General features: G+C 66.8%; 27 protein-coding genes. 9 read left to right on the top strand and 18 right to left on the bottom strand.

What is annotated here, in order from left to right:
• A partial coding sequence (gene lipA, locus BLP88_RS15340; protein WP_074590592.1) for a lipoyl synthase occupies positions 1–960 on the top strand: 960 nt, incomplete at its 5' end.
• A 76-nt stretch (positions 961–1,036) separates the two neighbouring features.
• Positions 1,037–1,792, top strand: a complete 756-nt coding sequence (locus BLP88_RS15335; protein ID WP_074590590.1) for a DUF4191 domain-containing protein — start codon at positions 1,037–1,039, stop codon at positions 1,790–1,792.
• 80 nt (positions 1,793–1,872) lie between these two features.
• On the opposite strand, the gene BLP88_RS15330 is transcribed toward BLP88_RS15335, so the two are convergent.
• Positions 1,873–2,310 (bottom strand): RDD family protein, encoded by a 438-nt coding sequence (locus BLP88_RS15330; RefSeq protein WP_074590588.1) that lies wholly within the window; start codon positions 2,308–2,310, stop codon positions 1,873–1,875.
• A gap of 318 nt (positions 2,311–2,628) precedes the next feature.
• Between BLP88_RS15330 and glnA (BLP88_RS15325) the strand changes: the two genes are divergently transcribed.
• Positions 2,629–4,053, top strand: coding sequence for a type I glutamate--ammonia ligase (gene glnA, locus BLP88_RS15325; protein WP_074590586.1), 1,425 nt, complete (start codon positions 2,629–2,631; stop codon positions 4,051–4,053).
• Between the two features lie 108 nt (positions 4,054–4,161).
• Here glnA (BLP88_RS15325) and BLP88_RS15320 read toward each other — a convergent pair whose 3' ends face one another.
• Complete coding sequence (locus BLP88_RS15320) at positions 4,162–4,377, bottom strand: death domain-containing protein (RefSeq protein WP_074590585.1); 216 nt, start codon at positions 4,375–4,377, stop codon at positions 4,162–4,164.
• A 98-nt stretch (positions 4,378–4,475) separates the two neighbouring features.
• Here BLP88_RS15320 and BLP88_RS15315 point away from each other — a divergent pair, with 98 nt between their 5' ends.
• The gene (locus tag BLP88_RS15315) at positions 4,476–4,802 is read left to right on the top strand and encodes a hypothetical protein (protein ID WP_074590583.1); all 327 of its coding nucleotides are present in this window, start codon (positions 4,476–4,478) and stop codon (positions 4,800–4,802) included.
• 14 nt (positions 4,803–4,816) lie between these two features.
• Complete coding sequence (locus BLP88_RS15310; protein ID WP_074590581.1) at positions 4,817–5,302, top strand: NUDIX domain-containing protein; 486 nt, start codon at positions 4,817–4,819, stop codon at positions 5,300–5,302.
• 24 nt (positions 5,303–5,326) lie between these two features.
• Here the strand turns inward: BLP88_RS15310 and BLP88_RS15305 are convergent, their stop codons facing one another.
• Positions 5,327–8,338 (bottom strand): bifunctional [glutamine synthetase] adenylyltransferase/[glutamine synthetase]-adenylyl-L-tyrosine phosphorylase, encoded by a 3,012-nt coding sequence (locus BLP88_RS15305; protein ID WP_074590579.1) that lies wholly within the window; start codon positions 8,336–8,338, stop codon positions 5,327–5,329.
• A gap of 9 nt (positions 8,339–8,347) precedes the next feature.
• Positions 8,348–9,688 (bottom strand): type I glutamate--ammonia ligase, encoded by a 1,341-nt coding sequence (gene glnA, locus BLP88_RS15300; protein ID WP_074590578.1) that lies wholly within the window; start codon positions 9,686–9,688, stop codon positions 8,348–8,350.
• A gap of 192 nt (positions 9,689–9,880) precedes the next feature.
• On the opposite strand from glnA (BLP88_RS15300), the gene panB reads away from it, so the two are divergent.
• The gene (gene panB / locus BLP88_RS15295; RefSeq protein ID WP_074590576.1) at positions 9,881–10,819 is read left to right on the top strand and encodes a 3-methyl-2-oxobutanoate hydroxymethyltransferase; all 939 of its coding nucleotides are present in this window, start codon (positions 9,881–9,883) and stop codon (positions 10,817–10,819) included.
• A gap of 20 nt (positions 10,820–10,839) precedes the next feature.
• Here the strand turns inward: panB and BLP88_RS15290 are convergent, their stop codons facing one another.
• Positions 10,840–11,004, bottom strand: coding sequence for an SPOR domain-containing protein (locus tag BLP88_RS15290; protein WP_139163413.1), 165 nt, complete (start codon positions 11,002–11,004; stop codon positions 10,840–10,842).
• A gap of 156 nt (positions 11,005–11,160) precedes the next feature.
• Between BLP88_RS15290 and map the strand changes: the two genes are divergently transcribed.
• Both map and ppgK read left to right on the top strand, forming a co-directional pair.
• Positions 11,161–12,039, top strand: a complete 879-nt coding sequence (gene map, locus BLP88_RS15285) for a type I methionyl aminopeptidase (RefSeq protein ID WP_074590574.1) — start codon at positions 11,161–11,163, stop codon at positions 12,037–12,039.
• A gap of 74 nt (positions 12,040–12,113) precedes the next feature.
• Positions 12,114–12,917 (top strand): polyphosphate--glucose phosphotransferase, encoded by an 804-nt coding sequence (gene ppgK / locus BLP88_RS15280; RefSeq protein ID WP_074590572.1) that lies wholly within the window; start codon positions 12,114–12,116, stop codon positions 12,915–12,917.
• 65 nt (positions 12,918–12,982) lie between these two features.
• Here ppgK and nrdR read toward each other — a convergent pair whose 3' ends face one another.
• The 3 genes from nrdR to BLP88_RS15265 form a co-directional block, all read right to left on the bottom strand.
• Positions 12,983–13,492: a transcriptional regulator NrdR gene (gene nrdR, locus BLP88_RS15275; RefSeq protein WP_074590570.1), complete on the bottom strand. Its 510-nt coding sequence runs from the start codon at positions 13,490–13,492 to the stop codon at positions 12,983–12,985.
• A 161-nt stretch (positions 13,493–13,653) separates the two neighbouring features.
• A complete protein-coding gene (hisD, locus tag BLP88_RS15270) occupies positions 13,654–15,027 on the bottom strand; it encodes a histidinol dehydrogenase (protein WP_074590568.1) in 1,374 nt (457 codons plus the stop codon).
• A gap of 9 nt (positions 15,028–15,036) precedes the next feature.
• Complete coding sequence (locus tag BLP88_RS15265) at positions 15,037–15,597, bottom strand: hypothetical protein (protein ID WP_139163412.1); 561 nt, start codon at positions 15,595–15,597, stop codon at positions 15,037–15,039.
• 134 nt (positions 15,598–15,731) lie between these two features.
• On the opposite strand from BLP88_RS15265, the gene BLP88_RS15260 reads away from it, so the two are divergent.
• Positions 15,732–16,235: a flavin reductase family protein gene (locus tag BLP88_RS15260; protein WP_074590564.1), complete on the top strand. Its 504-nt coding sequence runs from the start codon at positions 15,732–15,734 to the stop codon at positions 16,233–16,235.
• 46 nt (positions 16,236–16,281) lie between these two features.
• On the opposite strand, the gene dnaE is transcribed toward BLP88_RS15260, so the two are convergent.
• From dnaE to ftsZ, 10 genes are all read right to left on the bottom strand, one after another.
• On the bottom strand, positions 16,282–19,839 hold the full coding sequence (dnaE, locus tag BLP88_RS15255; protein ID WP_074590603.1) for a DNA polymerase III subunit alpha: 3,558 nt from the start codon (positions 19,837–19,839) through the stop codon (positions 16,282–16,284).
• Positions 19,840–19,863: 24 nt separating this feature from the next.
• Positions 19,864–20,472, bottom strand: coding sequence for a hypothetical protein (locus tag BLP88_RS15250; RefSeq protein WP_074590563.1), 609 nt, complete (start codon positions 20,470–20,472; stop codon positions 19,864–19,866).
• A gap of 110 nt (positions 20,473–20,582) precedes the next feature.
• Positions 20,583–21,509, bottom strand: a complete 927-nt coding sequence (locus BLP88_RS15245; protein ID WP_074590561.1) for an RluA family pseudouridine synthase — start codon at positions 21,507–21,509, stop codon at positions 20,583–20,585.
• Positions 21,502–22,137 carry a signal peptidase II gene (gene lspA / locus BLP88_RS15240; protein WP_084111276.1) on the bottom strand — a complete coding sequence of 212 codons (636 nt, stop codon included), beginning with the start codon at positions 22,135–22,137 and terminating at the stop codon, positions 21,502–21,504. Before lspA ends, BLP88_RS15245 begins: the two co-directional genes overlap by 8 nt.
• 95 nt (positions 22,138–22,232) lie before the next feature.
• Entirely contained in the window at positions 22,233–22,955 is a 723-nt protein-coding gene (locus tag BLP88_RS15235) for a DivIVA domain-containing protein (RefSeq protein WP_074590560.1), read from the bottom strand.
• A gap of 161 nt (positions 22,956–23,116) precedes the next feature.
• A complete protein-coding gene (locus BLP88_RS15230; RefSeq protein WP_074590558.1) occupies positions 23,117–23,404 on the bottom strand; it encodes a YggT family protein in 288 nt (95 codons plus the stop codon).
• A gap of 103 nt (positions 23,405–23,507) precedes the next feature.
• Positions 23,508–24,041: a cell division protein SepF gene (locus BLP88_RS15225; protein WP_074590557.1), complete on the bottom strand. Its 534-nt coding sequence runs from the start codon at positions 24,039–24,041 to the stop codon at positions 23,508–23,510.
• Positions 24,042–24,126: 85 nt separating this feature from the next.
• Entirely contained in the window at positions 24,127–24,882 is a 756-nt protein-coding gene (locus BLP88_RS15220) for a YggS family pyridoxal phosphate-dependent enzyme (RefSeq protein ID WP_074590555.1), read from the bottom strand.
• Positions 24,875–25,564 (bottom strand): purine nucleoside phosphorylase YfiH/LACC1 family protein, encoded by a 690-nt coding sequence (locus BLP88_RS15215; RefSeq protein ID WP_074590553.1) that lies wholly within the window; start codon positions 25,562–25,564, stop codon positions 24,875–24,877. Before BLP88_RS15215 ends, BLP88_RS15220 begins: the two co-directional genes overlap by 8 nt.
• Before the next feature lie 18 nt (positions 25,565–25,582).
• Positions 25,583–26,827: a cell division protein FtsZ gene (ftsZ, locus tag BLP88_RS15210; protein WP_074590551.1), complete on the bottom strand. Its 1,245-nt coding sequence runs from the start codon at positions 26,825–26,827 to the stop codon at positions 25,583–25,585.
• Positions 26,828–26,886 lie beyond the last annotated feature (59 nt).

The following is a 26,886-nucleotide window of genomic DNA, read 5'->3' as shown; positions in this document are numbered from 1 at the left end:
CCGGTCGAACGCAAGCCCGAGTGGATCAAGGCCAAGGTCCAGATGGGGCCCGAGTTCGTGGGCCTGAAGAACCTCGTGAAGAAGGAAGGCCTGCACACCGTCTGCGAGGAAGCCGGCTGCCCGAACATCTTCGAGTGCTGGGAAGACAAGGAAGCGACCTTCCTGATCGGCGGCTCCGAATGCACCCGCCGCTGCGACTTCTGCCAGATCGACACCGGCAAACCCTCACCCCTGGACCGGCTGGAGCCCACCAAGGTCGCCCGCTCCGTGCAGTCCATGAACCTGCGCTACGCCACCGTCACCGGCGTGGCCCGCGACGACCTCGAAGACGAAGGCGTCTGGCTCTACGCCGAAACCGTGCGCAAGATCCACGAACTGAACCCCGGCACCGGGGTGGAACTGCTCATCCCGGACTTCTCCGGCAACCCCGACCACATCGCCGCGATCTGCGACTCCGCCCCCGAGGTTTTCGCGCACAACGTCGAAACCGTGCCCAGGATCTTCAAGCGCATCCGCCCCGCGTTCCGCTACGAACGCTCCCTGGACGTCATCACCCAGGGCCGGAACCACGGCATGGTCACCAAGTCCAACCTGATCCTGGGCATGGGCGAAACCCGCGAAGAAATCTCCGAAGCCCTCCGCGACCTGCACGAGGCCGGCTGCGACCTGGTCACCATCACCCAGTACCTGCGCCCCTCCGAACGGCACCTGCCCGTGGACCGCTGGGTCAAACCCCAGGAATTCGTCGACCTCGCCGACGAAGCCGAACAGATCGGCTTCCTCGGCGTCATGTCCGGGCCCCTGGTCCGCTCCTCCTACCGGGCCGGCCGGCTCTGGGCCACCGCCATGCGCAAGAAAGGCCGCGACATCCCCGCCCACCTTGCCCACATCGCCGAAGGCATCCAGGACTCCGGCACCACCCGCCAGGAAGCCCGCACCCTCCTTACCCACGGCGCGTAACATCCATCAAGCCAACGGGACCGGACGCCTTTCAGCAGGCGTCCGGTCCTTTGTCATCACGTAGAATTAAGGCACTATGGCGAAATCCCCTGATTCCAGCAAACCGACCCCGTCGGCAGCCGACGCTCCGAAGCGCGGATTGTTCTCCCGCAAGCCCAAGGAAGCCAAGGCAAAGAAGCCCAGCCAGCTCAAGCAAATCGGCGAAGTCTTCAAGATGACCCGCCGCAGCGACCCCCAGGTCGTCTGGCTGATGGTTCTTGCCTTCCTGGGCGTCATCGCCGTCAGCCTGGTCATCGGCCTGCTCCTGCAGAACCCGATCACCGGCCTGATCATCGGCATTCCGCTGGGCCTGCTGGCCGCCGTTTTCATCCTGTCCCGCCGAGCCGAGCGGGCCGCCTTCGCGCAGATCGAGAACCAGCCGGGAGCGTCCGGCGCCGCCCTCGGCACCCTGCGCCGCGGCTGGATCACCGAAGAGCAGCCGGTCGCCGTCAACCCGCGCACCCAGGACGCCGTGTTCCGCGCCATCGGCCGTCCCGGCGTCGTCCTCGTCAGCGAAGGCCCCTCGCACCGGGCCAAGCCGCTGCTGGACGCCGAACGCAAGAAGCTCTCCCGCATCCTGCCGAACGTCACCATCCACGTCATCGAAAGCGGCCGCGGCGAAGGCCAGGTTCCCATCAGCCAGATCGCCAAGACCATGAACAAGCTCAAGAACGAGCTCACCAAGGTCGAGGTCAACGCGGTCAGCAAGCGCATCTCTTCCCTGGCCAGCAACCGACTGCCGATCCCCAAGGGCATCGACCCCTATAAGGCTCGTCCGCAGCGCGGGCGCTGATTCCGCGAACATTAAAGAACCGCCCCTGGTTGCCGGGGGCGGTTCTTTCATGTCTTCAGGAATTCTCCAGCAGTGAGGGATCACATCCTGATGAGGATGGTGTTCATGGCCTTGTCGTGGAGGCCGCGCTGGTCCGGGTCGAAGATGACGGCGGGGATGACCAGGCACAGCAGCAGGGTCCGCACCAGGGCGGCGAGCGGGCCGGCCGGTCCTCCGCCCAGCTTCACCACATGGATGCCGGCGACCCGGTGCCCGATGCTGTAGCCGAGCGTGCCGATCAGTAGGATCTGCTCGATGGCGAAGACGCCAAGCGTGGCCCACTGGTTACCGCCGAAGGCGAAGTTGCTGATCAGCAGCGCCACACCCCAGTCTATGCAAATGCCAAGGATGCGCCGCCCGGCCCGGGCCATGGAGCCGGGCCCGGATTCGGGAAGGCCCAGCCGCTCCCCCGGGTACTTCGAAATGCCGGACGTGTCCGGGCCGGTGAGCCATGAGCCGAGATCTTTACGGGAAACCACGAGACAAGTTTAACGGCATCACTGGCAGCGTCCCGACGGCGGCAGCCCGCAGCCGTCCTTCCCCCCGCCTGGCGGCGCGGCGCCGGGCCACATCGCGGACGACATGGACCTCGGCGAGCAGGGCAAGTAGCGTTTACACGGAAGGCAGTTCTGTAACCTGCCTGAAACAAAGCTGATACTCCCGGGAAATCCCTTTTCCCTAAGGTTGTAGAAGTTGCTAGCCACCGCACCGGGGGCACTTTTTTGTGCTCAGCCGGCTTCGGTTTTCGCTGGATCAGACGGCAAATGCCCGTTACCTGTTATGCGTTAGGAGCATAGATGTTCAAGACTGCGGAAGAAGTTCTCCAGTTCATCAAGGAAGAAGACGTCAAGTTCGTTGATATCCGCTTCACCGACCTGCCCGGCGTCCAGCAGCACTTCAACGTGCCGGCCAAGAGCGTGGACCTGGACTTCTTCGTGCACGGCCAGCTCTTCGACGGTTCCTCCATCCGCGGCTTCCAGGGCATCGCAGAATCGGACATGCAGCTGATCCCTGACGTGACCTCCGCGTTCATCGACACCTTCCGTATCGAGAAGACCCTCGCGCTGAACTTCTCCATCGTGAACCCGCGCACGGGCGACCCCTACCACCGCGACCCGCGCGGCGTTGCCGAGAAGGCCGAAGCCTACCTCGCCTCGACCGGCATCGCCGACACCGCGTTCTTCGCTCCCGAGGCCGAGTTCTTCGTCTTCGACAACGTCCAGTACCAGTCTTCCCCCCAGGGCAGCTTCTACAAGATCGATTCCGAGGAAGCCTACTGGAACACCGGCCGCAAGGAAGAGGGCGGCAACCTGGGTCACAAGACCCCGGTCAAGGGCGGCTACTTCCCCGTCTCCCCCACCGACAAGCAGGCTGACCTGCGCGACGCCATGTGCGTTGAGCTGGACAAGGCAGGCCTTGTGGTCGAGCGCTCGCACCATGAAGTCGCTTCCGCCGGCCAGGCCGAAATCAACTACAAGTTCACCACGCTGACCGCGGCCGCCGATGACCTGCAGAAGTTCAAGTACATCATCAAGAACACCGCCGACGCCTGGGGCAAGTCCGTCACCTTCATGCCGAAGCCGGTCTTCGGTGACAATGGTTCGGGCATGCACTGCCACCAGTCCCTGTGGAGCGGCGGCGAGCCGCTGTTCTACGACGAGAAGGGCTACGCCGGCTTGTCCGACACCGCCCGCTGGTACATCGGTGGCCTGCTGAAGCACGCTTCCGCCGTCCTCGCCTTCACCAACCCGACGGTGAACTCCTACCGCCGCCTGGTCAAGGGCTTCGAAGCTCCGGTCAACATGGTCTACTCGCAGGGCAACCGCTCCGCCGGTATCCGTATCCCGATCACGGGTTCCAACCCGAAGGCCAAGCGCATCGAGTTCCGCGCGCCGGACCCCTCCTCGAACCCGTACCTGGCCTTCGCTGCCCAGCTGATGGCCGGCATCGACGGCATCCGCAACCGCATCGAACCCCCGGCTCCGATCGACAAGGACCTCTACGAGCTCCCCGCCGAGGAAGCCAAGGACATCCCGAAGGCTCCGGGTTCCCTCGAAGAAGCACTGGAAGCCCTGCGTGAGGACAACGAGTTCCTGCAGGCCGGTGGCGTCTTCACCCAGGACCTGATCGACGCCTGGATCGAGTACAAGTACGAGAACGAGATCAAGCCGCTGTCGCTGCGCCCGAACCCCTACGAGTTCGAGCTCTACTACGGCGTCTAGTCAGACTGCCGGAAGCCGCCAAGGCTTCCTGTACAAACCAAAGGCCGGCCGCAGCTTTCACGCTGCGGCCGGCCTTTGGCGTTCCATCGCCCCGTACGCGGGCGCGGACTATTGCTTGCCGTACTTCTTGTGCACTGCCTGCTTGCTGACGCCGAGGCAGAGGGCGATCGCTTCCCAGGACAACCCCGATTGCCGGGCAGCGCGCACCAACTGGGCTTCGGTCCTGCCCACTTCCTTCTGCAGCTCGGCCACGGCATAGAGGGCCTCGGCAGGGCCCATGCCGTCCATTGATCCGACCAGGGTCTTCATGCGGTCCACCTCCATGGCGTCAACAAAAGTTGACGGCCTGCCGCGGCTTTCGTTTTGGCCTGCTTCCAGATTGAATGGGTTGAACGTAAACGGCCCGACGCTTGGGGGAAGCAATGAAGAAGAAATGGACCATCCTGCTGGTTTTGTCCGGGCTGGCGTTCGCCGCCTGCGTGGTGATCCTCCCCCGGCCGCTCGTCGCCGTCGCGGGCGGAGAAGCCGACGCCGGGACAACAGTCATGTTCGTGCTCGGACTGGTCCTGCTGGCAGACTCCCTCGGGCTGCTCGCGGTCGGACTCCGCCTGCGCTCCCGGGACCTCAACACGCCCCGCTCCTATGACAACCGTGATGCGACCGGCCTGGACAGCGACCGGAAACCGAACCCTTATGACGTACCCACCGCGCTCAACCAGTCGCAGATGGGTCACCACGGCGGGCAGTAGGTAGAGTTGCGGGCATGGCCGATCTCAGCTCCGAAAGCCGCGAATACTTCCGCACTCTCCCGCGCCGCCGCGTTGCCGCCGGGCTTGTCATCCGCGACGACGGCGGCAGGGTCCTGGCGGTAAAGCCCAACTACAAGGACGGCTGGCTCCTGCCCGGCGGCACGGTGGATGCAGGGGAAGCGCCCCGCGCCGCCGCACGCCGTGAGGGACGCGAAGAGCTGGGTCTGGACATCGTCCCCGGGGCTTTGCTCATCATCGGGCACTCGGCGTTTCCGTCCCCCATCGGTGACGGCCTGAATTTCCTCTACGACGGCGGGGTCCTGCCTGCCGGCGCACGGATCGTCCTGCAGGAGGCCGAACTCACCGAATGGCGGTTCGTCGCCGAGGCTGACTTCCCCGCCCACTTCGGCGTCCACGGTGCATTCCATGTCGCCTCGGCACTCACCGGGCTGCGCGAAGGCCGTGTCGTGGAGCTCCAGGACCGCGAGGAAATCATCTAGGCCCTCGCAAACAATTTGCCGGGATTACTGGCCGTAGAATTCCCGCTCGAACACGGCCCGGGTGCGCCGACTCATCCGAAGGTAGTCCTCCTCGAAGACCGCCGCCTGCCCCGGGGCGTAGCCGCACCAGCGCGCCACGGCCTCCAAGTCCCGGCGGGAGGCCGGCAGGAGATCGGAAGCACGGCCCGTGCAGATGACGTTGGCGGAGCGGATCCGGCTGGCCAGCCGCCACGTGGTGCGCAGCAGTTGCGCGTCCTGCTTCCCGATCAGCCCCAGCCCTGCGAGGGCGTCCAGCGCCTGCATCGTGGAAGCGGTCTGCAATTCGGGATGCTTCCCGGCATGCTGGAGTTGCAGCAGCTGCACGAGCCACTCGACGTCGCTGAGGCCGCCGCGGCCCAGCTTCACATGGCGTGCGGGGTCGGCCCCGCGGGGCAACCGCTCGGATTCGACACGGGCCTTGATCCTGCGGATTTCCCGGACCTCGGTGTCCTCGAGCGCCGCCGGGTAGCGGATGGGATCGATCAGCTCGATGAAGTCGGCAGCGAGCCGGTCGTCTCCCGCCACCGGCCGGGCACGCAGCAGCGCCTGGGCTTCCCAAATGAGGGACCAGCGGCGGTAGTACTCGGCGTACGAGTCCAGGGACCGCACCATGGCACCGTTCTTGCCTTCGGGCCGCAGGTCGGCGTCGACGGCGAGGACACGTTCGGCCATGATCGCCGGTTTCAGCGGCTGGGTGAGCAGGCTCGACAGCTGCGCGACGATCGCCAGGGCCTGCTTCTGGGCCTCCTCTTCCGTGGCGCCGGGCTGGGCGCGGTGGACGTACATGACGTCGGCATCGGATCCGTAGCCGATTTCGCGGCCACCCTGCCGGCCCATGGCCACAACCAGCAGGTGGGTCTTGAGGGGTTCGCCGCCGGTGACGATGTTTTCGGCCACATGCAGGGCACCCAGCATCGCTGCCCGGTCGGTGTCTGCCAGCGCCTCGCCCACTTCGTCCTGGCCCAGCAGCCCGGAACTGTCGGCGATGGCAATCCGCAGGATTTCGCGGCGCCGGATGAGCCGGATGAGGCGCATGGCGCTTTCCGGGTCGGCGTGCCGGGACATCTTCGACTGGATTTCCTGCCACTGGGCCTCGAAGGAAACCGGCCTGAGTTCCTTGTCGTTCCCGAGCCAGGCGACCGATTCCGGGGAGACTTCCAGCAGGTCGGCGATCAGCCGCGAGTTGGACAGGACGTGGCACAGCCGTTCGGCCGCGGCCTGCGAGTCACGCAGCATTCCGAGGTACCAGTGCGTGGTGCCGAGGGCCTCGCTGACCCGGCGGAAGGCGAGCAGGCCGGCGTCGGGATCCACTCCCTCGGCGAGCCAGCCGAGCAGGATGGGCAGCAGCTGCCGCTGCAGGGCGGCACGCCGGCTGACGCCCGCGGTGAGCGCCTCGATGTGCCGCATGGCGCCCTGCGGGTCGCGGTAGCCGAGCGCCGCCAGGCGCCCCTGTGCCGCCTCCGGGCTGAGGCGGGCGTCTTCGCTGCTGAGGCTTGCCGCCGTGTTGAGCAGCGGGCGGTAGAAGATGCGCTCGTGCAGTTCCCGGACCGAGCGCTTGGTCTTCTGCCAGGTGCCGATCAGCGCATCCGGGTGCGGGCGTTCCGTGGAGAAGGGCCCGAGCACGGCCTTGGCCAGGAAGCGCTGGGCGTCCTCGCTGGTGGGCATCAGGTGGGTGCGGCGCAGCTGGAAGAGCTGGATGCGGTGTTCCAGCAACCGGAGGTAGCGGTAGGCGCTGTCGAAGGCGGCGGCGTCGGCGCGCCCGATGTAGCCGCCGGCCGAGAGCGCCGCGATGGCCGACGTCGTGTCCCGGCAGCGCAGCGTCTCGTCCGACTTCCCGTGGACCAGCTGCAGCAGCTGCACGGTGAACTCGACGTCCCGCAGCCCGCCCGGGCCGAGCTTGATCTGGCGCTGTTCCTCCGCAGGGGCGATGTTGTCGGTGACCCGGCGGCGCATGGCCTGGACGGACTCGACGAAGCCTTCGCGGCCCGATGACGCCCACACCAGCGGCTGCACGGCTTCCTCGTAGCGGGCACCCAGTTCCCGGTCGCCGGCGATGGTGCGGGCCTTCAGGAGTGCCTGGAATTCCCAGCTGTCCGCCCAGCGGGCGTAGTAGCTCAGGTGCGAGGGCAGGGTCCGCACCAGCGGGCCGGACTTTCCTTCGGGGCGCAGGTTCGCATCGACTTCCCAGAGCCCGGGCTCCGGGGCGGTGGAGGAAATTGCCCGCGAGATCCCGCTGGCCAGGGCGGTTCCGATGGTGGCGGCGTGCGCGTCCTCCAGCCCCGGGGCGTCGATCACATAGATGACGTCGACGTCGGAAATGTAGTTAAGCTCCCGGGCGCCGCACTTGCCCATGCCGATGACTGCCAGCCGGACCGCGGCGACGTCCGCCGGGTCGAAGGCGGCGGCCGCCTCGGCGCGGGACACGGCCAGTGCCGCTTCGATGGCGGCACCGGCGAGGTCTGCCAGCTCGGCCCCGACGATCGGCATCGCGTCCTGCGGGCTGGCGGCGCACAGGTCCCTGATGGCCAGCTCGGTCAGGCCGCGGCGGTAGGCAGTGCGCAGCGCGGCGTATGCCTTCGTGCCGGTCAGGGCTGCCACCGGCCGCGGGGTGGCGGCGTCGGCGCGGACGGAAGCAAGCAGCCGGGACCGCAGCACGGCCGGGTCCTGGGCCTGCGGCTCGGGGCTGACCCGCCCGTCGAACACGTCGAGGTGCTCGGGGTGGCGGATCAGGAACTCGCCGAGGGCCTCGGATGCTCCGAGCAGGCGGTACAGGGCTTCGCTGCGCTCCGGCTCGGCCGCCGCGAGGTCCCGCAGCTCCGGGTGCTTTTCGATCAGCCGCACCAGGGTCTGCAGGGCCGTGTCCGGGCTCGCGCTCAGGTGCAGGCCCGCGAAGAGGGTCTCCTGGTCGATGCCGTCGAGTTCGCGGGCACCAAGGAACCGCTCCCCTTTGTCGAGGTCGCTGAAGCCGGCTGAGATGAGCCGGCGTGCCAGGCTCATGCCGTCCGCCTAGAGGATGCCGAGGTTGCGCTGCAGCTCGTACGGGGTGACCTGGAGCCGGTAGTCCTGCCACTCCGCGCGCTTGTTGCGCAGGAAGTGTTCGAACACCTGCTCCCCCAGGATCTGCGCCACGAGCTCGGAGTCCTCCATGGCGCGGATGGCGTCGTGCAGGCTGGAGGGCAGCGGAGCATGGCCCATCGCCTTGCGCTCGGCGGAGGTCAATGACCAGACGTCGTCCTCGGCCGCCGGCGGCAGTTCGTAGCCTTCCTCGATGCCCTTCAGGCCGGCACCCAGCAGCACGGCGTAGGACAAGTAAGGGTTGGTGGCGGAGTCGATGCCGCGGTATTCAATCCTGGCGGACTGGCCCTTTCCGGGCTTGTACAGCGGGACACGGACCAGCGCGGAGCGGTTGTTGTGGCCCCAACTCAGGTAGCTGGGGGCTTCGCCGCCGCCCCAGAGCCGCTTGTAGGAGTTCACGAACTGGTTGGTCACGGCCGTAAATTCCGGGGCGTGCTTGAGGATGCCGGCAATGAACTGGCGTGCTGTCTTGGACAGCTGGAATTCCGAGCCGGCTTCGAAGAAGGCGTTCGTGTCACCTTCGAAGAGCGAGAAGTGGGTGTGCATGCCGGAACCGGGGTGGTCCGTGAACGGCTTGGGCATGAAAGTGGCGTAGGTGCCCTGCTGCAGCGCCACTTCCTTGATGACCGTGCGGAACGTCATGAGGTTGTCCGCTGTCTGCAGGGCATCGGCGTAGCGGAGGTCGATCTCGTTCTGCCCGGGGCCGGCCTCGTGGTGGCTGAACTCGACGGAGATGCCTACGGACTCGAGCATGGTGACGGCGGTGCGCCGGAAGTCCTGGGCCACGCCTCCCGGAACGTGGTCGAAGTACCCGCCTTCGTCCACGGGCACCGGGGCGCCGTTGGGCCCGAGTTCGCTGGACTTCAGGAGGTAGAACTCGATTTCCGGATGCGTGTAGCAGGTGAAGCCCATGTCCGCGGCCTTGGCGAGGGTGCGCTTGAGGACGTTGCGCGGATCGGCGGCGGACGGCTCGCCGTCGGGGGTGAGGATGTCGCAGAACATCCTGGAGGTCTGTTCGGTATCGCCGCGCCAGGGCAGGATCTGGAAGGTGGCCGGGTCCGGCTGGAGGAGCATGTCGGATTCGAAAACGCGGGCAAGTCCTTCGATGGACGAGCCGTCGAAGCCGAGGCCTTCTTCGAAGGCGCCTTCCACCTCGGCCGGGGCAAGGGCCACCGACTTGAGCGAACCGACGACGTCGGTAAACCACAAGCGAACGAAGCGCACGTCACGCTCTTCGATGGTCCGCAGTACGAACTCTTGCTGGCGGTCCATGGGGCCCCTTTTCAGATTCAATGTCCACGCCGCAGGCGGAGTTTTCTCCGGAGACGCGGCAGCTCAGCCTTCACTCTACTAAGCATTGTGCGCGATTGCCGATGTCAGGGCCCGGCGTAACACAGCGTTTACAAAAGCGGGAGCGTTGTCTCGCTGGTGGCTAGCCGAACGGGGACCGCATACGCTCTTGTCATGGCCCCGAGCAACGCTGAATCGCGCAACCACCCTGAATCCGGCCGCACTTCCGGGACGGGCAGCAGTCCCGAAACCCCGGCACCGTACGGTTCCGGCCCCGCGGCTGCGGCGGCCTCCGGCGGAACGGCCGGGGCCGTCCCGACCGGCCGGGTGCGCCTCCACCACCTCCAGCAGGCCAAGGCCAACGGCGCCCGCTTCGCGATGCTGACCGCCTATGAGCAGTACACCGCGGAGATCTTCGACCAAGCCGGCGTCGAGGTTCTGCTGGTCGGCGACTCGGCGTCCAACAACGTCTTCGGCAACGAAACCAGCCTCCCCGTCACGGTGGACGAGCTGCTGCCTCTCTGCCGCGCCGTCGCCCGCTCGGCAAAGCGCGCCCTCATCGTGGCGGACCTGCCGTTCGGCAGCTACGAAATTTCCGCCGAGCAGGCGGTGGCCACCGGCGTCCGCTTCCTCAAGGAGGGCCTGGCCCAGGCGGTGAAAATCGAAGGCGGCGCGTACTACGCACCCACGGTCCGGGCCATGGTGCAGGCCGGCATTCCGGTGATGGCCCACATCGGTTTCACCCCGCAGAGCGAACACGCCCTGGGCGGATACCGGGTCCAGGGCCGCGGGGATGACGCCCAGCGCCTGATCGACGACGCCGTGGCGCTCGTTGATGCCGGCGCCTTCAGTGTCCTTATGGAAATGGTCCCGGCAGAGACCGCCGCCGCCGTCGACGCCGCGATCAAGGTGCCCACCATCGGCATCGGAGCGGGCAACGCAACCACCGGCCAGGTACTGGTCTGGCAGGACATGGCCGGGCTGCGCGGCGGGAAGATGGCTAAGTTCGTCAAGCAGTACGCGGACCTGCGCGGAATCCTCTCCGAGGCCGCGCGCAGTTACGCCGACGAGGTCCGTTCGGGCAGCTTCCCGGGGCCGGAACACTCCTTCTAGCGACTAGTTCGCATTTAAACCTAGTCTTCGTCGTCCTTTTCCCAAGCCTCGTTGCGGGCACGGACCTTCTCGAGCGCGTGTTCGGCTTCCTCCCAGGTCTTGTACGGCCCGATCAGCTGGGTCCAGTCGGACATCGCGTCCTCCTCGACCTTGTGGGTCTGCACGTTGTACCAGTACTCCGTCACGGTGGCTCCTTCCATGCCCCGGTGCCGTAGGCCCGCCGGTCAGTGCCCGCGGCGGCTGCAGCGCCGGGGCGCCACGGCACGTAACTTTCGTGGCGGCACCGGCCCGGCCGGGCACATTGTTAGCTGGGTCTCCTTGCACCCTAGTAGGATCAGCGTATGCCTTCCCCCGCTTTGACTGCACCCATCGGCACGCTCACCCAAGGAACCGTCAGCCCGCAACTGCCGGTTCCGGCGTCGATCGCACGCCCCGAGTATGTCGGCAAGCCGGCGCCGGCGAAGTTCACCGGCTCGGAAGTAAAGTCGGCGGAGACCATCGAGAAGATCCGCATCGCGGGCCGGATCGCCGCGCAGGCGATCGTGGAGGTCGGAAAGCACATCCAGCCCGGGGTCACCACGGACCAGCTGGACAGGATCGGCCACGAGTTCCTCATGGACCACAACGCCTATCCGTCCACCCTTGGCTACCGGGGCTTCCCCAAGTCGCTGTGTTCCTCACTCAATGAAGTCATCTGCCACGGCATCCCGGACTCCACCGTGGTCCGGGACGGCGACATCCTGAACATCGACATCACCGCGTTCATCAACGGCGTGCACGGTGATACCAACTACACCTTCCTGGTGGGCGACGTGGACGAGGAGTCCCGTCTTCTGGTGGAGCGGACGCAGGAGTCCCTCAACCGGGCCATCAAGGCAGTGGCACCCGGCCGCGAGATCAACGTGATCGGCAGGGCCATCGAATCCTACGCAAAGCGTTTCGGTTACGGAGTGGTTCGTGATTTCACGGGCCACGGAGTGGGCGAGGCCTTCCACACGGGCCTGATCATTCCGCACTACGACGCCGCACCGGCCTACAACACGGTCATCGAGTCGGGCATGGTCTTCACCATCGAGCCCATGCTCACCCTCGGCACCGTCGAATGGGACATGTGGCCGGATAACTGGACCGTGGTGACGAAGGACCGCAAGCGGACCGCACAGTTCGAACACACCCTGCTGGTTACTGACAACGGCGCGGAAATCCTCACACTGCCCTGAGCCGGGCCGCCGGCTCCCGGCTGCACCCCGCCCGACTCTTTGCCGCCCAACCACCTGCCAAGAATGGATATGCATTGACGAAGAAGGACTCGACGACCCACAAGCACGCCCCCCTGATCGGAATCGACATCGGCGGTACCGGTATCAAGGGCGGGATCGTGGACCTGAAGAAGGGCAAGCTCCTCGGTGAGCGCTTCCGGATCCCCACCCCGCAGCCTTCCACCCCGGAAGCCGTGGCCGAGGTCGTGGCCCAGATCGTCGAAGAACTCTCAAGCCGTCCCGACGCTCCGGCGGAAGGTTCGCCGGTCGGCGTCACCTTCCCGGGCATCATCCAGCACGGCGTCGTCCGCTCCGCGGCGAACGTGGACAAGTCCTGGCTGGACACGGACGTCGACAGCCTGTTCAGCGCCCGCCTGGGGCGCCCGGTCGAGGTGATCAACGACGCCGACGCCGCCGGCCTTGCCGAAGCCCGCTACGGTGCCGGCGAAGGCGTTGACGGCACGGTCCTGGTGATCACCCTTGGCACCGGCATCGGCTCCGCGTTCATCTTCAACGGCCAGCTGGTCCCCAACGCCGAACTCGGCCACCTGGAGGTGGACGGCCACGACGCCGAGACCAAGGCCTCAGCCGTCGCCCGTGAGCGCGACGGCCTGAGCTGGGACGAGTACGGGGTCAAGCTCAACCGCTACCTGCAGCACGTCGAGTTCCTCTTCTCCCCCGAGCTGTTCATCGTCGGCGGCGGAATCTCGAAGCGCTCGGACGAGTATTTCCCGCACCTGGACCTGCGGACCAAGATTGTCACCGCCGAGCTGAAGAACGACGCCGGCATCGTCGGTGCCGCGCTGGAAGTCGCTTTCCACCACAAGCTGGTCAAGTAGGGATTCCTGGTGCCGGTGGTGGCGGGGGCTTCCCCTCCGCCGCCACCACCGGAGTCTGCGGAAAGTTACCGGGAGCCCTTGGCGCCGGCCTTGCTGCGGCCGTTCTTCCCGGCAGTTTCCTGCCGTAGCTGGGCTTCTTCCCGGAGCAGGGCGATGGCGGATTCGAAGTCTTCCAGGGATTCAAACGCCTGGTAGACGCTGGCAAAACGCAGGTAGGCCACCTGGTCGAGCTTCTGCAGCGGACCGAGGATGGCGAGCCCCACCTGGTGGGCGTCAATCTCCGCCGCGCCCGAGGCCCGGATGTTCTCCTCGACTTCCTGGGCGAGCATGGCGAGGTCGTCCTCGGTGACGGGACGCCCCTGGCAGGCTTTGCGGACGCCGTTGATGATCTTGCTCCGGCTGAAAGGTTCGCCCACGCCCGAGCGCTTGACGACGGACAGGCTGGTGGTTTCCACCGTGGTGAACCGGCGGCCGCATTCAGGGCACTGCCGGCGGCGGCGGATGGAGGAACCGTCCTCGGCCATGCGGCTGTCCACCACGCGCGAGTCGGGGTTACGGCAGAACGGACAATACACGCCGGCCTCCCTAAATCATCCCGTCGTGGTTTCCGGCCGTCCGGCCGGAAAAGCATGGTGGCGGAAGCAGTGCTTCCGCCACCATTTTACGTTCGCACGCATCATAATGACAAGAATGTAATTACTACATGTAGTGCTGCGCGCCGTATATGTAGTGTTTTTTACTCTCCAGCGAACCGGATCGTGACGGCGTCGCCGTGCCCGGGCAGGTCCTCGGCACCGGCCAGGCTTACGATGTGCCGGCTAACCTCTTCCAGGGCAGGGCGGGAGTAGTTGATCAGCTGCACCGCGCGCAGGAAGGTGGTGACGTTGAGCCCCGAGGAGAACGCCGCCGTGCCGCTGGTGGGCAGCACGTGGTTGGAGCCGGCGCAGTAGTCGCCGAGGCTGACCGGGCTGTAGTCGCCGACAAAGATCGCCCCCGCGTTCCGGATCCGCGCGGCCACCGCCGGCGCGTCCGCCGTCATGATTTCCAGGTGCTCGGCCGCGTAGGCGTCACACACCGCGATCCCCTGCTCCAAGTTGTCGACCAGTACGACGCCGGACTGCGGCCCCGAGAGGGCCGTCACCACGCGTTCGCTGTGCTTGGTCCGGGCGGCCTGGCGCTTGAGCTCGGCATCCACCGCCGCGGCGAGTTCGGCCGAGTCCGTGACGAGCACCGAGGCCGCCTTCGGGTCGTGTTCGGCCTGGCTGATGAGGTCCGCGGCCACGAGGTCCGGACGGGCGGTGGCGTCGGCGAGGATGGCGATCTCGGTGGTGCCGGCCTCGGAGTCGATGCCGACGACGCCCTTGACGAGGCGCTTGGCCGTGGCCACGAAGATGTTTCCCGGACCGGTGACGACGTCCACGGGCTCAAGGGTCTCCTCACCGCCCGGGCCCGGGATGCCGTAGGCAAAGGCGGCCACGGCCTGCGCGCCGCCGATGGCGTAGACCTCGTCGATGCCCAGCAGCGCGGCGGCGGCCAGGATGGTGGGATGCGGCAGGCCGCCGAACTCCTTCTGCGGCGGCGACGCCAGGGCCACCGAGGGCACTCCGGCCGCCTGCGCCGGGACCACATTCATGATCACGGACGACGGGTAGACCGCCAGGCCGCCTGGCACGTAGAGCCCGACGCGGCCGACCGGCACCCAGTTCTGGCTGACGACGGCGCCGTCGCCGAGTTCGACGTCGACGTCCGCGGGACGCTGCGCTGCTGCGAACCGGCGGGCACGGCTGATGGATTCCTCCAGGGCGGAACGAACGGCCGGATCGAGGCTGTCGAGGGCTTCGGCAAGTGCCGCCGCCGGGACCCGGGGGTGGGACTGTTCGACGCCGTCGAACGCCAGCGCGAATTCGCCCAGGGCCGCGAAGCCGCGGGAGCGGACGGCGGCGATGATGTCCAGGACCTTCTGTTCGGCGTCGGCAACCGTCTGATGCTGTGCCCGCGGTACGGCGGCACGCAGTTCCGCGAGGGACAGCGCGCGGCCCCGCAGGTCGATGCTGCGGAAATCAAGGGACGCGGTAACAGTGGTGGCTGGGTTCTCCGGAGAAATGGTCACCCGGCCATTTTAGTGTGCATCGCCGGCGACGCGTGTTCCCTTGCCCAGCAGGCTGACCAGGTTGTACAGGAAGGCGAGCACCGCCACCGTGAGCGGCCAGACCAGCAGGACCACGAAGGAACGGAGCGTAAAGCCGTCTTCGCCCTCGGGAAGGGTCCCGGATGGCGCCCACCATTGCGCGGCCAGCATGCCCAGCTGCCAGGCGGCGGTCCCGCCGGCCAGCCCGCCGGCAGTGGCCAGGATGGTCCGCAGTCCGCGTCCTTCCTCCGGCTTGCTCGAATCGAGCCACACGGCGGTGAAACAGCCCGCCAGGAGCAGCAGGCCGGCCAGAACAAGGTCCCGGGGAAGCCGCGTGACCGGAGCGGCGGGATCCGCGAGGGCGGGGTCGCCGGTGAGCAGATTGGCACCGCCAGGGGCCAGCAGCCACCAGGCGATGCCGAGCAGTGCGCCGGAAACCGCGGGTACCGCAACCCAGCGCCAGGTGCGGCCACGCCGCACCGCGCCCCTGCCCTCAGCGGGGGGAATCCCGTTCGGTGCGTGTCCGGTGCTCTCATACGCTGGCAGGGTCATGGATGACACATTAACAAAGATTGCGTTACCCGCCGCAACAAGGCGCCGCCGGCCGGCCCGGAATACCCGCAGGGCTGTGCATGGGAATACGCTGATCCCAAGAACCGGATCACGATATTGAGCAGGAGCTGGCCATGACTGCGGACGTCCCATCCTTCGTGGGAACCTTCAAGGAGATGTTCCGGCGGCACGCCGCGGGCGTTTCCATCATCACCGCGGACCTGGCCGGCAGCCCCTTCGGCTTCACGGCGACGTCGGTGGCTTCACTGTCCGCCGAGCCGCCCCGCTTCACCTTCAACATGTCGCGCAGTTCAAGCTCCTGGCCGGCCATCGCGAACTCGACCTACATCGGGCTGCACATGCTCGGCCACGAAAACGAGGCCTTGGCCGACCGATTCGCCCGGGGCGGCGGAGAGCGCTTCGAAGGCGACCACTGGGAGCCCGGGCCTTTCGGGGTGCCGCTGCTGAAAAACGTCACCGGCTGGCTCATCGGGAAAATCCAGATGCGGCTCTCCTTCGAGAACAACGCGGTGGTCGTCGTCGAAGTGGTGGACGGGCAGGTGGGCGAGGACGGCAGCCCGCTGCTGTACCACTCGGGCAGCTACGGGCAACCTGTCCCGCTCGACTACGAAATCTGAGCGGGAGCCGCCCACCTCTCCGGGCCCGCTCTGGTGTCCAGCCGGTTCAGCCGTCCAGGCAGGCCGGCCCCAGCAGCACCTTCAGGTCCCCGAACAGGGCAGGGTTCGGGTTCACCCGCAGATGGATCGGCAGGGCCATCACCTCGATCTTGGTGTCCCCGTGGAGGTTCAGCCGGACCTCGGAGTTGCCGCGGTGGTTGCCCAGCACATCCCTGAGTTCGGTGACGACCGCCTCGGTGGCCTTGTGCGTGGGCATGGTGATGACCAGCGGCCCGTTCACTCCCTCGCTCAGGTCCGGGACGGAAAGCTCCATGCAGTTCAGGGTGACGGCACCGTCGTCGCGGCGCTGGAGGCGGCCCTTGACCACCACGATCAGGTCCTCGGCCAGGACCGAGGCGATCGGTCCGTAGACCTGGCCGAAGAACATGACTTCCATCGAGGCCCCGAGGTCTTCGATCTCGGCCCGTGCGTAGGCATTGCCGCTGGCCTTGGCGATCCGGCGGCTCAGCGAGGTGATCATGCCCGCGATGGTGACGATCGCGCCGTCGTGCGGGCCGTCTTCGGCGATGATCGAGGAAATGGACTGTTCGGCGTGCTGGCTGAGCACCCCTTCCAGGCCCTGCAAGGGGTGGTCCGAGACGTAGAGCCCCAGCATGTCCCGTTCGAAGGCGAGCTTGTCCTTCTTCTCCCATTCCGGCAGGTCCGGGATGTCCGTGGTGAAGGAGGGCTCGGATTTGTCGTCTTCGAAGCCGGCGAACAGGTCGAACTGGCCGATCGCCTCGTTGCGCTTGAGGGTGATGACGGAGTCGATCGCTTCCTCATGGATCATCGCCAGGGCGCGGCGCGAGTGCCCTAGTGAGTCGAAGGCACCGGCCTTGATGAGGGATTCAATGGTGCGCTTGTTGCACACGACGGCCGGAACCTTCATCAGGAAGTCGGAGAACGATTCGTAGCGGCCTTGCTCCTGGCGGGCCGTCACCATGGAGTCGACGACGTTCGAACCGACGTTGCGGATGGCGCCCATGCCGAAACGGATATCGGTGCCCACCGGGGTGAAGGTCAGTGCGGATTCGTTGACGTCCGGCGGCAGCACGGTGATGCCCATGCGCCGGCATTCGTTCAGGTAGATGGCTGACTTGTCCTTGTCGTCGCCCACGGAAGTCAGCAGCGCGGCCATGTATTCAGGCGCGTAGTGCGCCTTCAGGTAGGCCGTCCAGTACGAGATCACGCCGTAGGCCGCGGAGTGTGCCTTGTTGAAGGCGTAGTCGGAGAACGGCAGCAGGATGTCCCAGAGGGTCTTGACCGCTTCCATGGAGTAGCCGTTGTCCTGCATGCCCTGGGAGAAGCCGGCGAACTGCTTGTCCAGTTCTTCCTTCTTCTTCTTGCCCATGGCACGGCGCAGGATGTCTGCCTGGCCGAGCGAGTAGCCCGCCAGTTTCTGCGCCACGGCCATGACCTGTTCCTGGTACACGATCAGGCCGAAGGTCCCGCCGAGGATGTCCTCCAGCGGCTCGGCCAGCTCGGGATGGATGGGAACGACTTCCTGGATCTTGTTCTTGCGCAGGGCGTAGTCGGTGTGCGCGTTGGCGCCCATGGGGCCCGGACGGTACAGGGCCAGCACGGCGGAAATGTCTTCGAAGTTGTCAGGCTTCATCAGCTTGAGCAGCGACCGCATGGGCCCGCCGTCGAGCTGGAACACGCCCAGGGTGTCACCGCGGGCCAGCAGTTCGTAGGACGCCGCATCGTCCAGGGCCAGGGTTTCCAGGTCCAGGTCGACGCCGCGGTTGAGCTTGATGTTCTCCAGGGCGTCGGAAATGATCGTCAGGTTCCGCAGGCCCAGGAAGTCCATCTTGATCAGGCCGAGGCCTTCGCTCGTGGGGTAGTCGAACTGGGTGATGACCTGGCCGTCCTGGAAGCGGCGCATGATCGGGATGACGTCGATGATCGGGTCCGAGGACATGATCACGCCGGCCGCGTGGACGCCCCACTGCCGCTTCAGGCCCTCGATGCCGAGGGCGGTCTCGAAGACCTTGGCGGCCTCGGGATCCGTGGAGATCAGCTGCCGGAAGTCCCCAGCTTCCCCGTAACGCTTGGCCTGCGGGTTCTGGATGTCCGCGAGCGGGATGTCCTTGGCCATGACGGCCGGCGGCAGGGCCTTGGTGAGGGTCTCGCCCATGCTGAAGGGGTAGCCGAGCACGCGCGAGGAGTCCTTGAGCGCCTGCTTGGTCTTGATGGTGCCGTAAGTGACAATCATGGCCACGCGCTCGTCGCCGTACTTCCGGGTCACGTAGTCGATGACTTCGGGGCGGCGGCGGTCATCGAAGTCGACGTCGAAGTCGGGCATGGACACACGGTCCGGGTTGAGGAAGCGTTCGAAGATCAGCCCGTGTTCCAGGGGATCCAGGTCGGTGATGCGCATGGCGTAGGCCACCATGGAGCCGGCACCGGAACCACGTCCCGGACCCACCCGGATGCCATTGTTCTTGGCCCAGTTGATGAAGTCCGCGACCACCAGGAAGTAGCCGGGGAAGCCCATCGAGGTGATGACGTCGAGCTCGTAGTCCGCCTGCTTGCGGACTTTGTCCGGGATGCCCTGCGGGTAACGGTATTCCAGGCCCTTGGCCACTTCCTTGACCAGCCAGGAGGTCTCGTCCTCCCCCGGCGGGCAGGGGAAGCGCGGCATGTAGTTGGCGCCCGTGTTGAAGGAGACTTCGCAGCGTTCAGCGATGAGGAGGGTGTTGTCGCAGGCCTCGGGATGGTCGCGGAACAGTTCCCGCATTTCCTGCGGTGACTTCAGGTAGTAGCCGCTCCCGGAGAACGCGAAGCGCGAACCGCCCTGGTCGTACGTGGGTTCCAGCAGGGTCGAGCCGGACTGGATGGCCAGCAGGGCTTCGTGCGCCTTGGCGTCGTGCTCGTGCGTGTAATGGAGGTCGTTGGTGGCCACCAGCGGGATGTTCAGTTCCTTGGCCAGGCGCAGCAGGTCGCCGGTGACCCGCCGCTCGATGTCCAGGCCATGGTCCATGAGTTCGCAGAAGTAGTTCTCCGCGCCGAAGATGTCCCGGAACTCGGCAGCTGCCTCGACAGCCTCGCGGTACTGGCCGAGGCGGAGGCGGGTCTGGATCTCGCCGGAGGGGCAGCCGGTGGTGGCGATGAGGCCCTCGGAGTAGGTGTTCAGCAGTTCACGGTCAAGGCGGGGCCATTTGCCGAAAACCGAATCGAGCGAAGCGATCGAGGAGGCCCGGAAGAGATTCCGCATGCCGGCGTTGTTGTAGCTGAGCAGCGTCATGTGGGTGTAGGCGCCACCACCCGAAACGTCGTCCTTGCGCTGGCTCTCATCGCCCCAGCGCACGCGCTCCTTGTCCGTGCGGGCCGTGCCGGGAGTGACGTAGGCTTCGACGCCGATGATCGGCTTGATGCCCTTGTCCGTGGCTTTCTTCCAGAAGTCGAAAGCGCCGAAGAGGTAACCGTGGTCGGTTGTGGCCAGGGCCGGCATCCCCAGGCGTTCGGTCTCGTTGAACAGCTCGCCAAGCCGGGCCGCCCCGTCCAGCATGGAGTACTCGGTGTGGGTGTGCAGGTGGACGAACGAGGCATTGCTGGAAGTCACCACGTCAGTCTACCGTCGAGCGGCTCAGGCGTCCCCGCCGTCGTCGGCTGTCCGGCGGAGCAGCACGGCGGCCGCGGCACCCTCCGCGAGGTAGAACACGAACGGTGGGATGTCACCGGTGGCGGCCAGCACGGCGGCGGACGCGGCCGACGTCCCCGCGAGGGCCAGCGCGGTGCGGGTGGGGCGCGGAGCGGGCAGGGCGGCGAAGGCGCCGGCCAATGCGGCGAGGGCGGCCACGTGGGACCAGGCGTAGAAGGCGAACGGCCAGCCGGCCCCGCGGCGGTACGCGAAGCGCTCGAGGTCACTGCCCCGGTCCGCCAGGCACCAGATGAACATCGGAGCGCCGGCGAGCAGGGCGGCCGCGGCAGTCCCCGCCAGGCCACGGGCCTTCCCTTGGGGAAGTCCACGGGCCAGCGCGGCATAAGCCACCGGCACCGCGGCCGTTCCCATCGCGGCCACATGCTGCCCGGCGACCCATCGCGGCCCGGAGCGCTCAAGGATCGCCAGGCGGAGTGCCGCGTCCCGGGTGGTGTACACGCGCTGCGCCGGCGTAATGCCGGCAAACCAAACCACCGTTCCGGCAATCGCGGCTGCCGCCGGCCGGAAAAGGCTCCCACGCTGCTTTGTCTGCACCCCATGCCTCCTGCCTCGCGGCTGGACACGCCAATGATGCACACACGGTAACCCCGGCCCGGGACGGGGTCAACGGACCAAGGTGGCCTCAGGACTGCGCGGGGCGGGGCTCAGGCGTCCCCGCTGGCCAGCAGGTCCAGCGCGTACTGCAGGTCCGCGGGGTACTGGCTGGTGACCTCTACCCAGTCGCCGCTGCGGGGGTGGCTGAAGCCGAGCCTGCGTGCGTGCAGCCACTGCCGGGTAAGGCCCAGGGTTGCGGCCAGCCGAGGGTCGGCACCGTACGTGAGGTCGCCGGCGCAGGGGTGCCGCAGGGCCGAGAAGTGGACCCGGATCTGGTGGGTCCTGCCGGTTTCCAGGTGCACCTCCACGAGGCTGGCCTTGCCGAAGGCTTCAATGACCTCGTAGTGCGTCACGGAAGGGCGGCCGTCCTCGATGACGGCGAAGCGCCAGTCGTGGCCGGGGTGGCGGCCGATCGGCGCGTCGATGGTTCCTTCGAGCGGCTCGGGCAGACCCTGGACGACGGCATGGTAGACCTTGTCCACGGTGCGCTCCTTGAAGGCCCTCTTCAGCACCGTGTAGGCGTGTTCGGTTTTGGCCACCACCATCACGCCGGAAGTTCCGACGTCGAGCCGGTGCACGATGCCGGCCCGTTCAGCCGCGCCCGAAGTGGAAATACGGTAGCCGGCACCTGCCAGTCCGCCGACCACGGTGGGTCCCACCCAGCCGGGCGAAGGATGCGCCGCAACACCCACGGGCTTGTCGATGACGACAAAGTCCTCATCGTCCAGCAGGATGTTCAGGCCTTCCACTACTTCCTCCACGACTTCCAAGGGGTCCCGGCGTTCGGGAATGGTTACTGACAAGACGGTGCCGGCGGTGAGCTTGGCGGACTTCGCGAGGACCGCATTGCCTGCCCGGACATTGCCTTCGGCGAGCAGCAGTGCTGCGGCTGACCGGGAGATGTCCATGAGCTTCGCCAGCCCTGCATCGGCGCGGGCGCCGCCCAGCTCCGCCGGCACGGGGAACGACTCAGGCATCGCCGGATGCCCCCCGGTCCTTCTCGGCACGGTCTGCGTCATCCTGCTCCGCATCGGCCCGCCCGGAGCCTTCGTGCTTCGGTGCGTGCTGCTGCTTCCTGCCGTCCAGGCCGATGCCGCGCAGGGTCAGCAGGCAGATCACTGTCACCGCACTCACGACGGCGGAATCGGCGATGTTGAAGATCGCGAAGTTGGGCAGCTGGATGAAGTCGACCACGTGCCCCATGCCGAAAGCCGGTTCGCGGAAGAGCCTGTCCGTCAGATTCCCCAGGGCGCCGCCGAGCAGCAGGCCGAGCGCCAGGGCCCACCAGACCGAGCCGAGTTTGCGCAGCTGGAAGAAGATGGCCACGGAAACACCGGCCATGACGAGCGTGAAAACCCATGTGACGTTCTCGCCGATCGAGAAGGCCGCCCCGGAGTTGCGGATGTAGTACCAGTGCAGCAGGGGCGGGAGCACGGGGATCCGTTCCCCCTCCACCATGGTGCCGGTGACCCACAGCTTGGTGAGCTGGTCGAAGGCGTAGGCGAAGACCGCGAAGCCCGCGAAAAGCCAGAGCAGTGCCGGGCGCCGCATCCGGCGGGTAGTGCGTTCCGGCTCCGTGGTGCCGCTGTAGTGTTCGTCGCTCATAGTGCTTTCATCCGGGTGGCCGTGGGGTGTGCTGCTCTTAACAGCGAAAGCCGGTGGCCGAGGAGTCCTCAGCCACCGGCTTTCAGAATACTTGCTTAGACCTCTGCGGCTGCTTCGCCGACCTCGGGAGCGGCAACCGAACCACGGGCATCGAGGTCACGCAGCTGGCCTTCGATGTAGGCCTTCAGGCGGGAGCGGTAGTCGCGTTCGAAGCCACGCAGCTGCTCGACCTTGCGCTCGAGCACGGAACGCTGCTGCTCAAGGGCACCGAGGATCTTGCGGGACTTGTCCTGGGCGTCGTTGACGAGCGTGGAGGCTTCGATCTGCGCCTCGGCGATGATCTTTTCCTTCTGCTGCTCACCGTCTGCGACGTGCTTGTCGTGCATCTGCTGGGCCATCGCCAGCAGGCCGGCAGCGGACTCGGCGGACGGAGACGCGGCGGTTCCTGCAGGGGCTGCGGGAGCCGGGGCGGCAGCTTCGGCGGCCTGGGCCTTCTTCTTGGCTTCTGCTTCAGCGGCAGCCTTGGCTTCGGCTTCGGCCTTTGCATCGGCTTCGGCCTTGGCCTTGGCTTCGGCGTCCTTGTCGGCCTTGACCGGAGCAGGGACCTTCTCGACGACGGGTGCCGGGGTGGCGTTGGCGGCGGCGGGGTTTCCGGCCTCGGCGAGCTTCTTGCGGAGCTCGTCGTTTTCCTGGTTCAGACGGCGCAGTTCGACGACGATCTCATCAAGGAAATCGTCTACCTCATCCTGGTCGTAGCCTTCACGGAACTTAGTCGGCTGAAAGCGCTTGTTGACAACGTCTTCTGGCGTCAAAGCCATCTGGTCACCTCGTTGGTCTAGTCAGTCAGGAGGCCTTCCGGCCGTTCAAAACTACGGTACCTAAATATCATCTGATTCCCCCAATTCAACACCCTTGGCGTTAATCACGGGAACCGGGCCGGGCCGCCGGAGCTGCCGAAGGTCCAAGTCCTAGAAGAAAGCTACACCAGCGTCCAGACGAATCCCATCGCAATCACCACGACGATGAAAACAATCAGGAATGCCAGGTCGAGGGAAATCCCGCCGAGCTGCAGGGGCGGCACCAGGCGGCGGATCCGCTTGATGGGCGGGTCCGTGACGGAGTACACAGCATGGGCTGCGAGCAGGGCGGCACCGCGCGGGCGCCATTGGCGGGCAAACATCTGCACCAGGTCAAAGACAATCCTGATGATGAGGGAAATCTGGAACAACAGCAATGCGATGTAAATAAGGCCAAAAACAATGCCCACGGCTTAGCTCAGTTCTCCTCGATCGCAAACGGCTGATGTTCTCTATTCCAACACAGATGCCAGGCAGTTGCCTGCCTGGCATCTGTCTCGGCTGGTTTGCCGGTCAGCTCTGGTTGAAGAACGAGGCCTGCCCTTCGCTGGCCTTCTTGTCGTCGCCGAGGACCTCGACATACGACGGCGACAGCAGGAACACCTTGTTGGTGACCCTCTCGATGCTTCCGTGCAGGCCGAAGACCAGGCCGGCGGAGAAGTCCACCAGGCGCTTGGCGTCCGCCTCACCCATGTCGGTGACATTCATGATCACAGGGATGCCGTCCCGGAAGCTCTCACCGATGATCTTGGCATCGTTGTAGGAGCGGGGGTGGACCGTGGTGATCTGGCGGAGTCCGGAGCTGTCTTCGCGGCTCGAGGCCGCACGCTTGATGGGTGTCACGGGGGCGCGGTATTCCTCTTCGGCGGCGGCTTGGGGTACTTCACGGACGGCTTCCCGGACAGGTGCGGGGGCACGGCGCTCTTCCTGCTCGGCGGCGCCGGCGTGCTCCTCTTCCCTGCGCGGCAGGTGGTGCTCAGACTCGTAGTGCTCATCGCCGTCGGCGAGCCCAAGATAAACCATTGTCTTGCGCAATGCGCCAGCCATGCTGGACTCCAATCGTGTCTGCAGTTGGCGGGCCGCCCGTGGCTTGACATGGAGGCGTCGGCCCGTCGCTTCCAATACTTTGACGCTACCCCACGGCGGGACGGGAACCGAGAATATCCGAGCCGATTCGCAGGTGTGTCGCTCCGTGGAGGACGGCTGCTTCGAGGTCCTGGCTCATGCCCGCGGAGATCGCGTCCGCCCCGGGGTGGGCTTCGCGCAGCGCCGCCGAAATTCCGGCGAGCCTCTCGAAGGCGTCCTCCGGACGCCCGCCGAGCGGCGCAACCGCCATCACCCCGGCGAGCCGGAGCCCGGGGGCCTCAGCGATGCTGTCCGCGAGCTGCCCGACGGCGGCCGGAGCGGCCCCGCCGCGGTGCTCGCCGGCGTCGTCGTCGAGACTGACCTGGATGAAGCAGTCGAGGTCCGGCCGGCCGGTCTCCTCCTGGGCGCGCAGGATCGCCTTGGCGAGGGCTTCGGCGAGCTGGGGCCGGTCGACGGATTGCACTGAATGCGCGTATTTGACGACGGACTTGGCCTTCTTGCTCTGGAGCTGGCCAATGAAGTGCCAACGCAGTCCCAGCCCCGGCAGTTCGGCGGCCTTGGCGGACGCTTCCTGGTCGCGGTTCTCCCCCACGTCCCGGATTCCGAGGCCGGCCAGGCGGGAGACATCGGCTGCTGGGTGGAATTTCGTGACCACGATCAGCCCGGGCTCCACGTCGCGGCCCGCAGCCCGGGACGCTGCCGTGATCCTGGCACGCACGGCGGCAAGCCTGTCCTGGAGCTGGAGTGCCCGTTCGTCCATTTCACCTTCCCGTCCGGTCCCTGTCAGGCCGGATTCAGTCATGGGTCCATACGAGGCCGGCGAAGCGGCCGGTCTGCTGCCTGCGCCGGTAGGAGAACAGGCCCGGCGACTCCCTGGTGCATTCGCCCGAGTAGTCGACGGCGACGCCGAGGGCGCCGAGTTGAGCACGGACGCCTGCCGGCAGGTCCAATGCCGGGGTGCCCCAGGATGTCACGGCCCAGCTTTCCGGCACGGCTGCCGCGACTTCGGCGCGGAGCTCCCCGGGAACCTCGTAGCACTGCCCGCAGATCGACGGACCAATCCATGCCGTGATCCCTTCCGCACCCCGCTGCCGCATTTCCCTGACGGTTGCGGGCACGATTCCGGAGGCGACCCCGGGCCTGCCCGCGTGGGCCACGGCCAGGACCGACCCCTCGGCACTTTCACCTGCCAGGACCACGGGAACGCAGTCGGCCACCATCACGGCAAGGGGCTGCCCGGTGGAGACCATCGCGTCCGCGGTGGGCGGTTCGGGGTCGTCCCCGATGAAGCTCACGGTGGTGCCGTGCACCTGGGACATGTACTGGAAGCGGCGGCCGCCGAGCCCGGCTGCTGATTCCAGCCGGGCCCGGCGTACCAGGACCTCATCCGGGTCGTCGCCGACGTGCAGGGCGAGGTTGCCGGCGTCGGTATCGGTGAAGGCGACCCACAATCCGGGCCGCACTTCATTGCGCCACCAAAACACTGCTGACTGGCTCCCGGGTTACTTCAGGAAGTCGGGGACGTCGAGGTCGTCGCTGCGGCCGCCGGACAGGTCCGGTTCGACGACGGCGGGAAGGTCGACGTCGAAGCCGGAATCGGCGGGCAGGGCGGCCGGGCGCTGCTGGCCCCAGTTGCTCAGGCCGGAGCTGGCGACGCCGGCGGCAACGTGCTGCGGTGCCTGGTAGGCCGGGGCCGGGCTGGCCGCGCGTTCCGGGGCAGCGGGAGCCTGTGGCTGGGCTGCCGGCTGCGCGGGGGCCGCCGACTGCCCTGCGGGCTGGTTCATGGACGGCGAGGTGGCCTTGACGTCATCGAAGCCTGCCGCGATGACGGTGACCCGCGCTTCATCGCCCAGGGCGTCGTCGATGACGGCGCCGAAGATGATGTTGGCTTCGGGGTGCGCCACTTCCTGGACCAGGCGGGCTGCCTCGTTGATTTCGAAGAGGCCGAGGTCTGAGCCGCCCTGGATGGAGAGCAGCACGCCATGGGCGCCGTCGATGGACGCTTCGAGCAGCGGGGAGGCGATGGCGAGTTCCGCCGCCTTGACCGCGCGGTCTTCGCCGCGGGCGGAGCCAATGCCCATGAGCGCGGAGCCTGCGCCCTGCATGACGGATTTCACGTCGGCGAAGTCGAGGTTGATCAGGCCGGGGGTGGTGATGAGGTCGGTGATGCCCTGGACACCGGAGAGCAGCACCTGGTCGGCGGAGCGGAAGGCGTCGAGGACAGAGACGTTCCGGTCGCTAATGGAAAGCAGGCGGTCGTTGGGGATGACGATGAGGGTGTCGACTTCGTCGCGCAGGGCGTCGATGCCGTTCTCGGCGGAGTTGGCGCGGCGGCGGCCTTCGAAGGTGAAGGGGCGGGTCACCACGCCGATGGTCAGCGCACCGAGGGAGCGTGCGATGCGGGCAACCACGGGGGCGCCGCCAGTGCCCGTGCCACCGCCTTCGCCGGCGGTCACGAAGACCATGTCCGCGCCGCGCAGGACCTCTTCGATTTCGTCGGCGTGGTCTTCGGCGGCCTGGCGTCCGACGTCGGGGTTGGCACCCGCGCCGAGGCCGCGGGTGAGTTCGCGTCCGACGTCGAGCTTGACGTCGGCGTCGCTCATGAGAAGCGCCTGCGCGTCGGTGTTGATGGCGATGAACTCGACGCCCCGAAGGCCGACCTCGATCATCCGGTTGACTGCGTTCACGCCACCGCCGCCGATGCCGACGACCTTGATGACGGCCAAGTAATTCTGCGGTGCTGCCACGTTTCGTGCCCCTTGCTTGTGTCCTATAGCGAAACTGATCGAGTCCAACTTGAATCCTT

It is taken from the genome of Arthrobacter cupressi (assembly GCF_900099975.1).
Lineage (GTDB): Bacteria > Actinomycetota > Actinomycetes > Actinomycetales > Micrococcaceae > Arthrobacter > Arthrobacter cupressi.
This window is presented reverse-complemented; position numbering and strand designations above follow the sequence as displayed.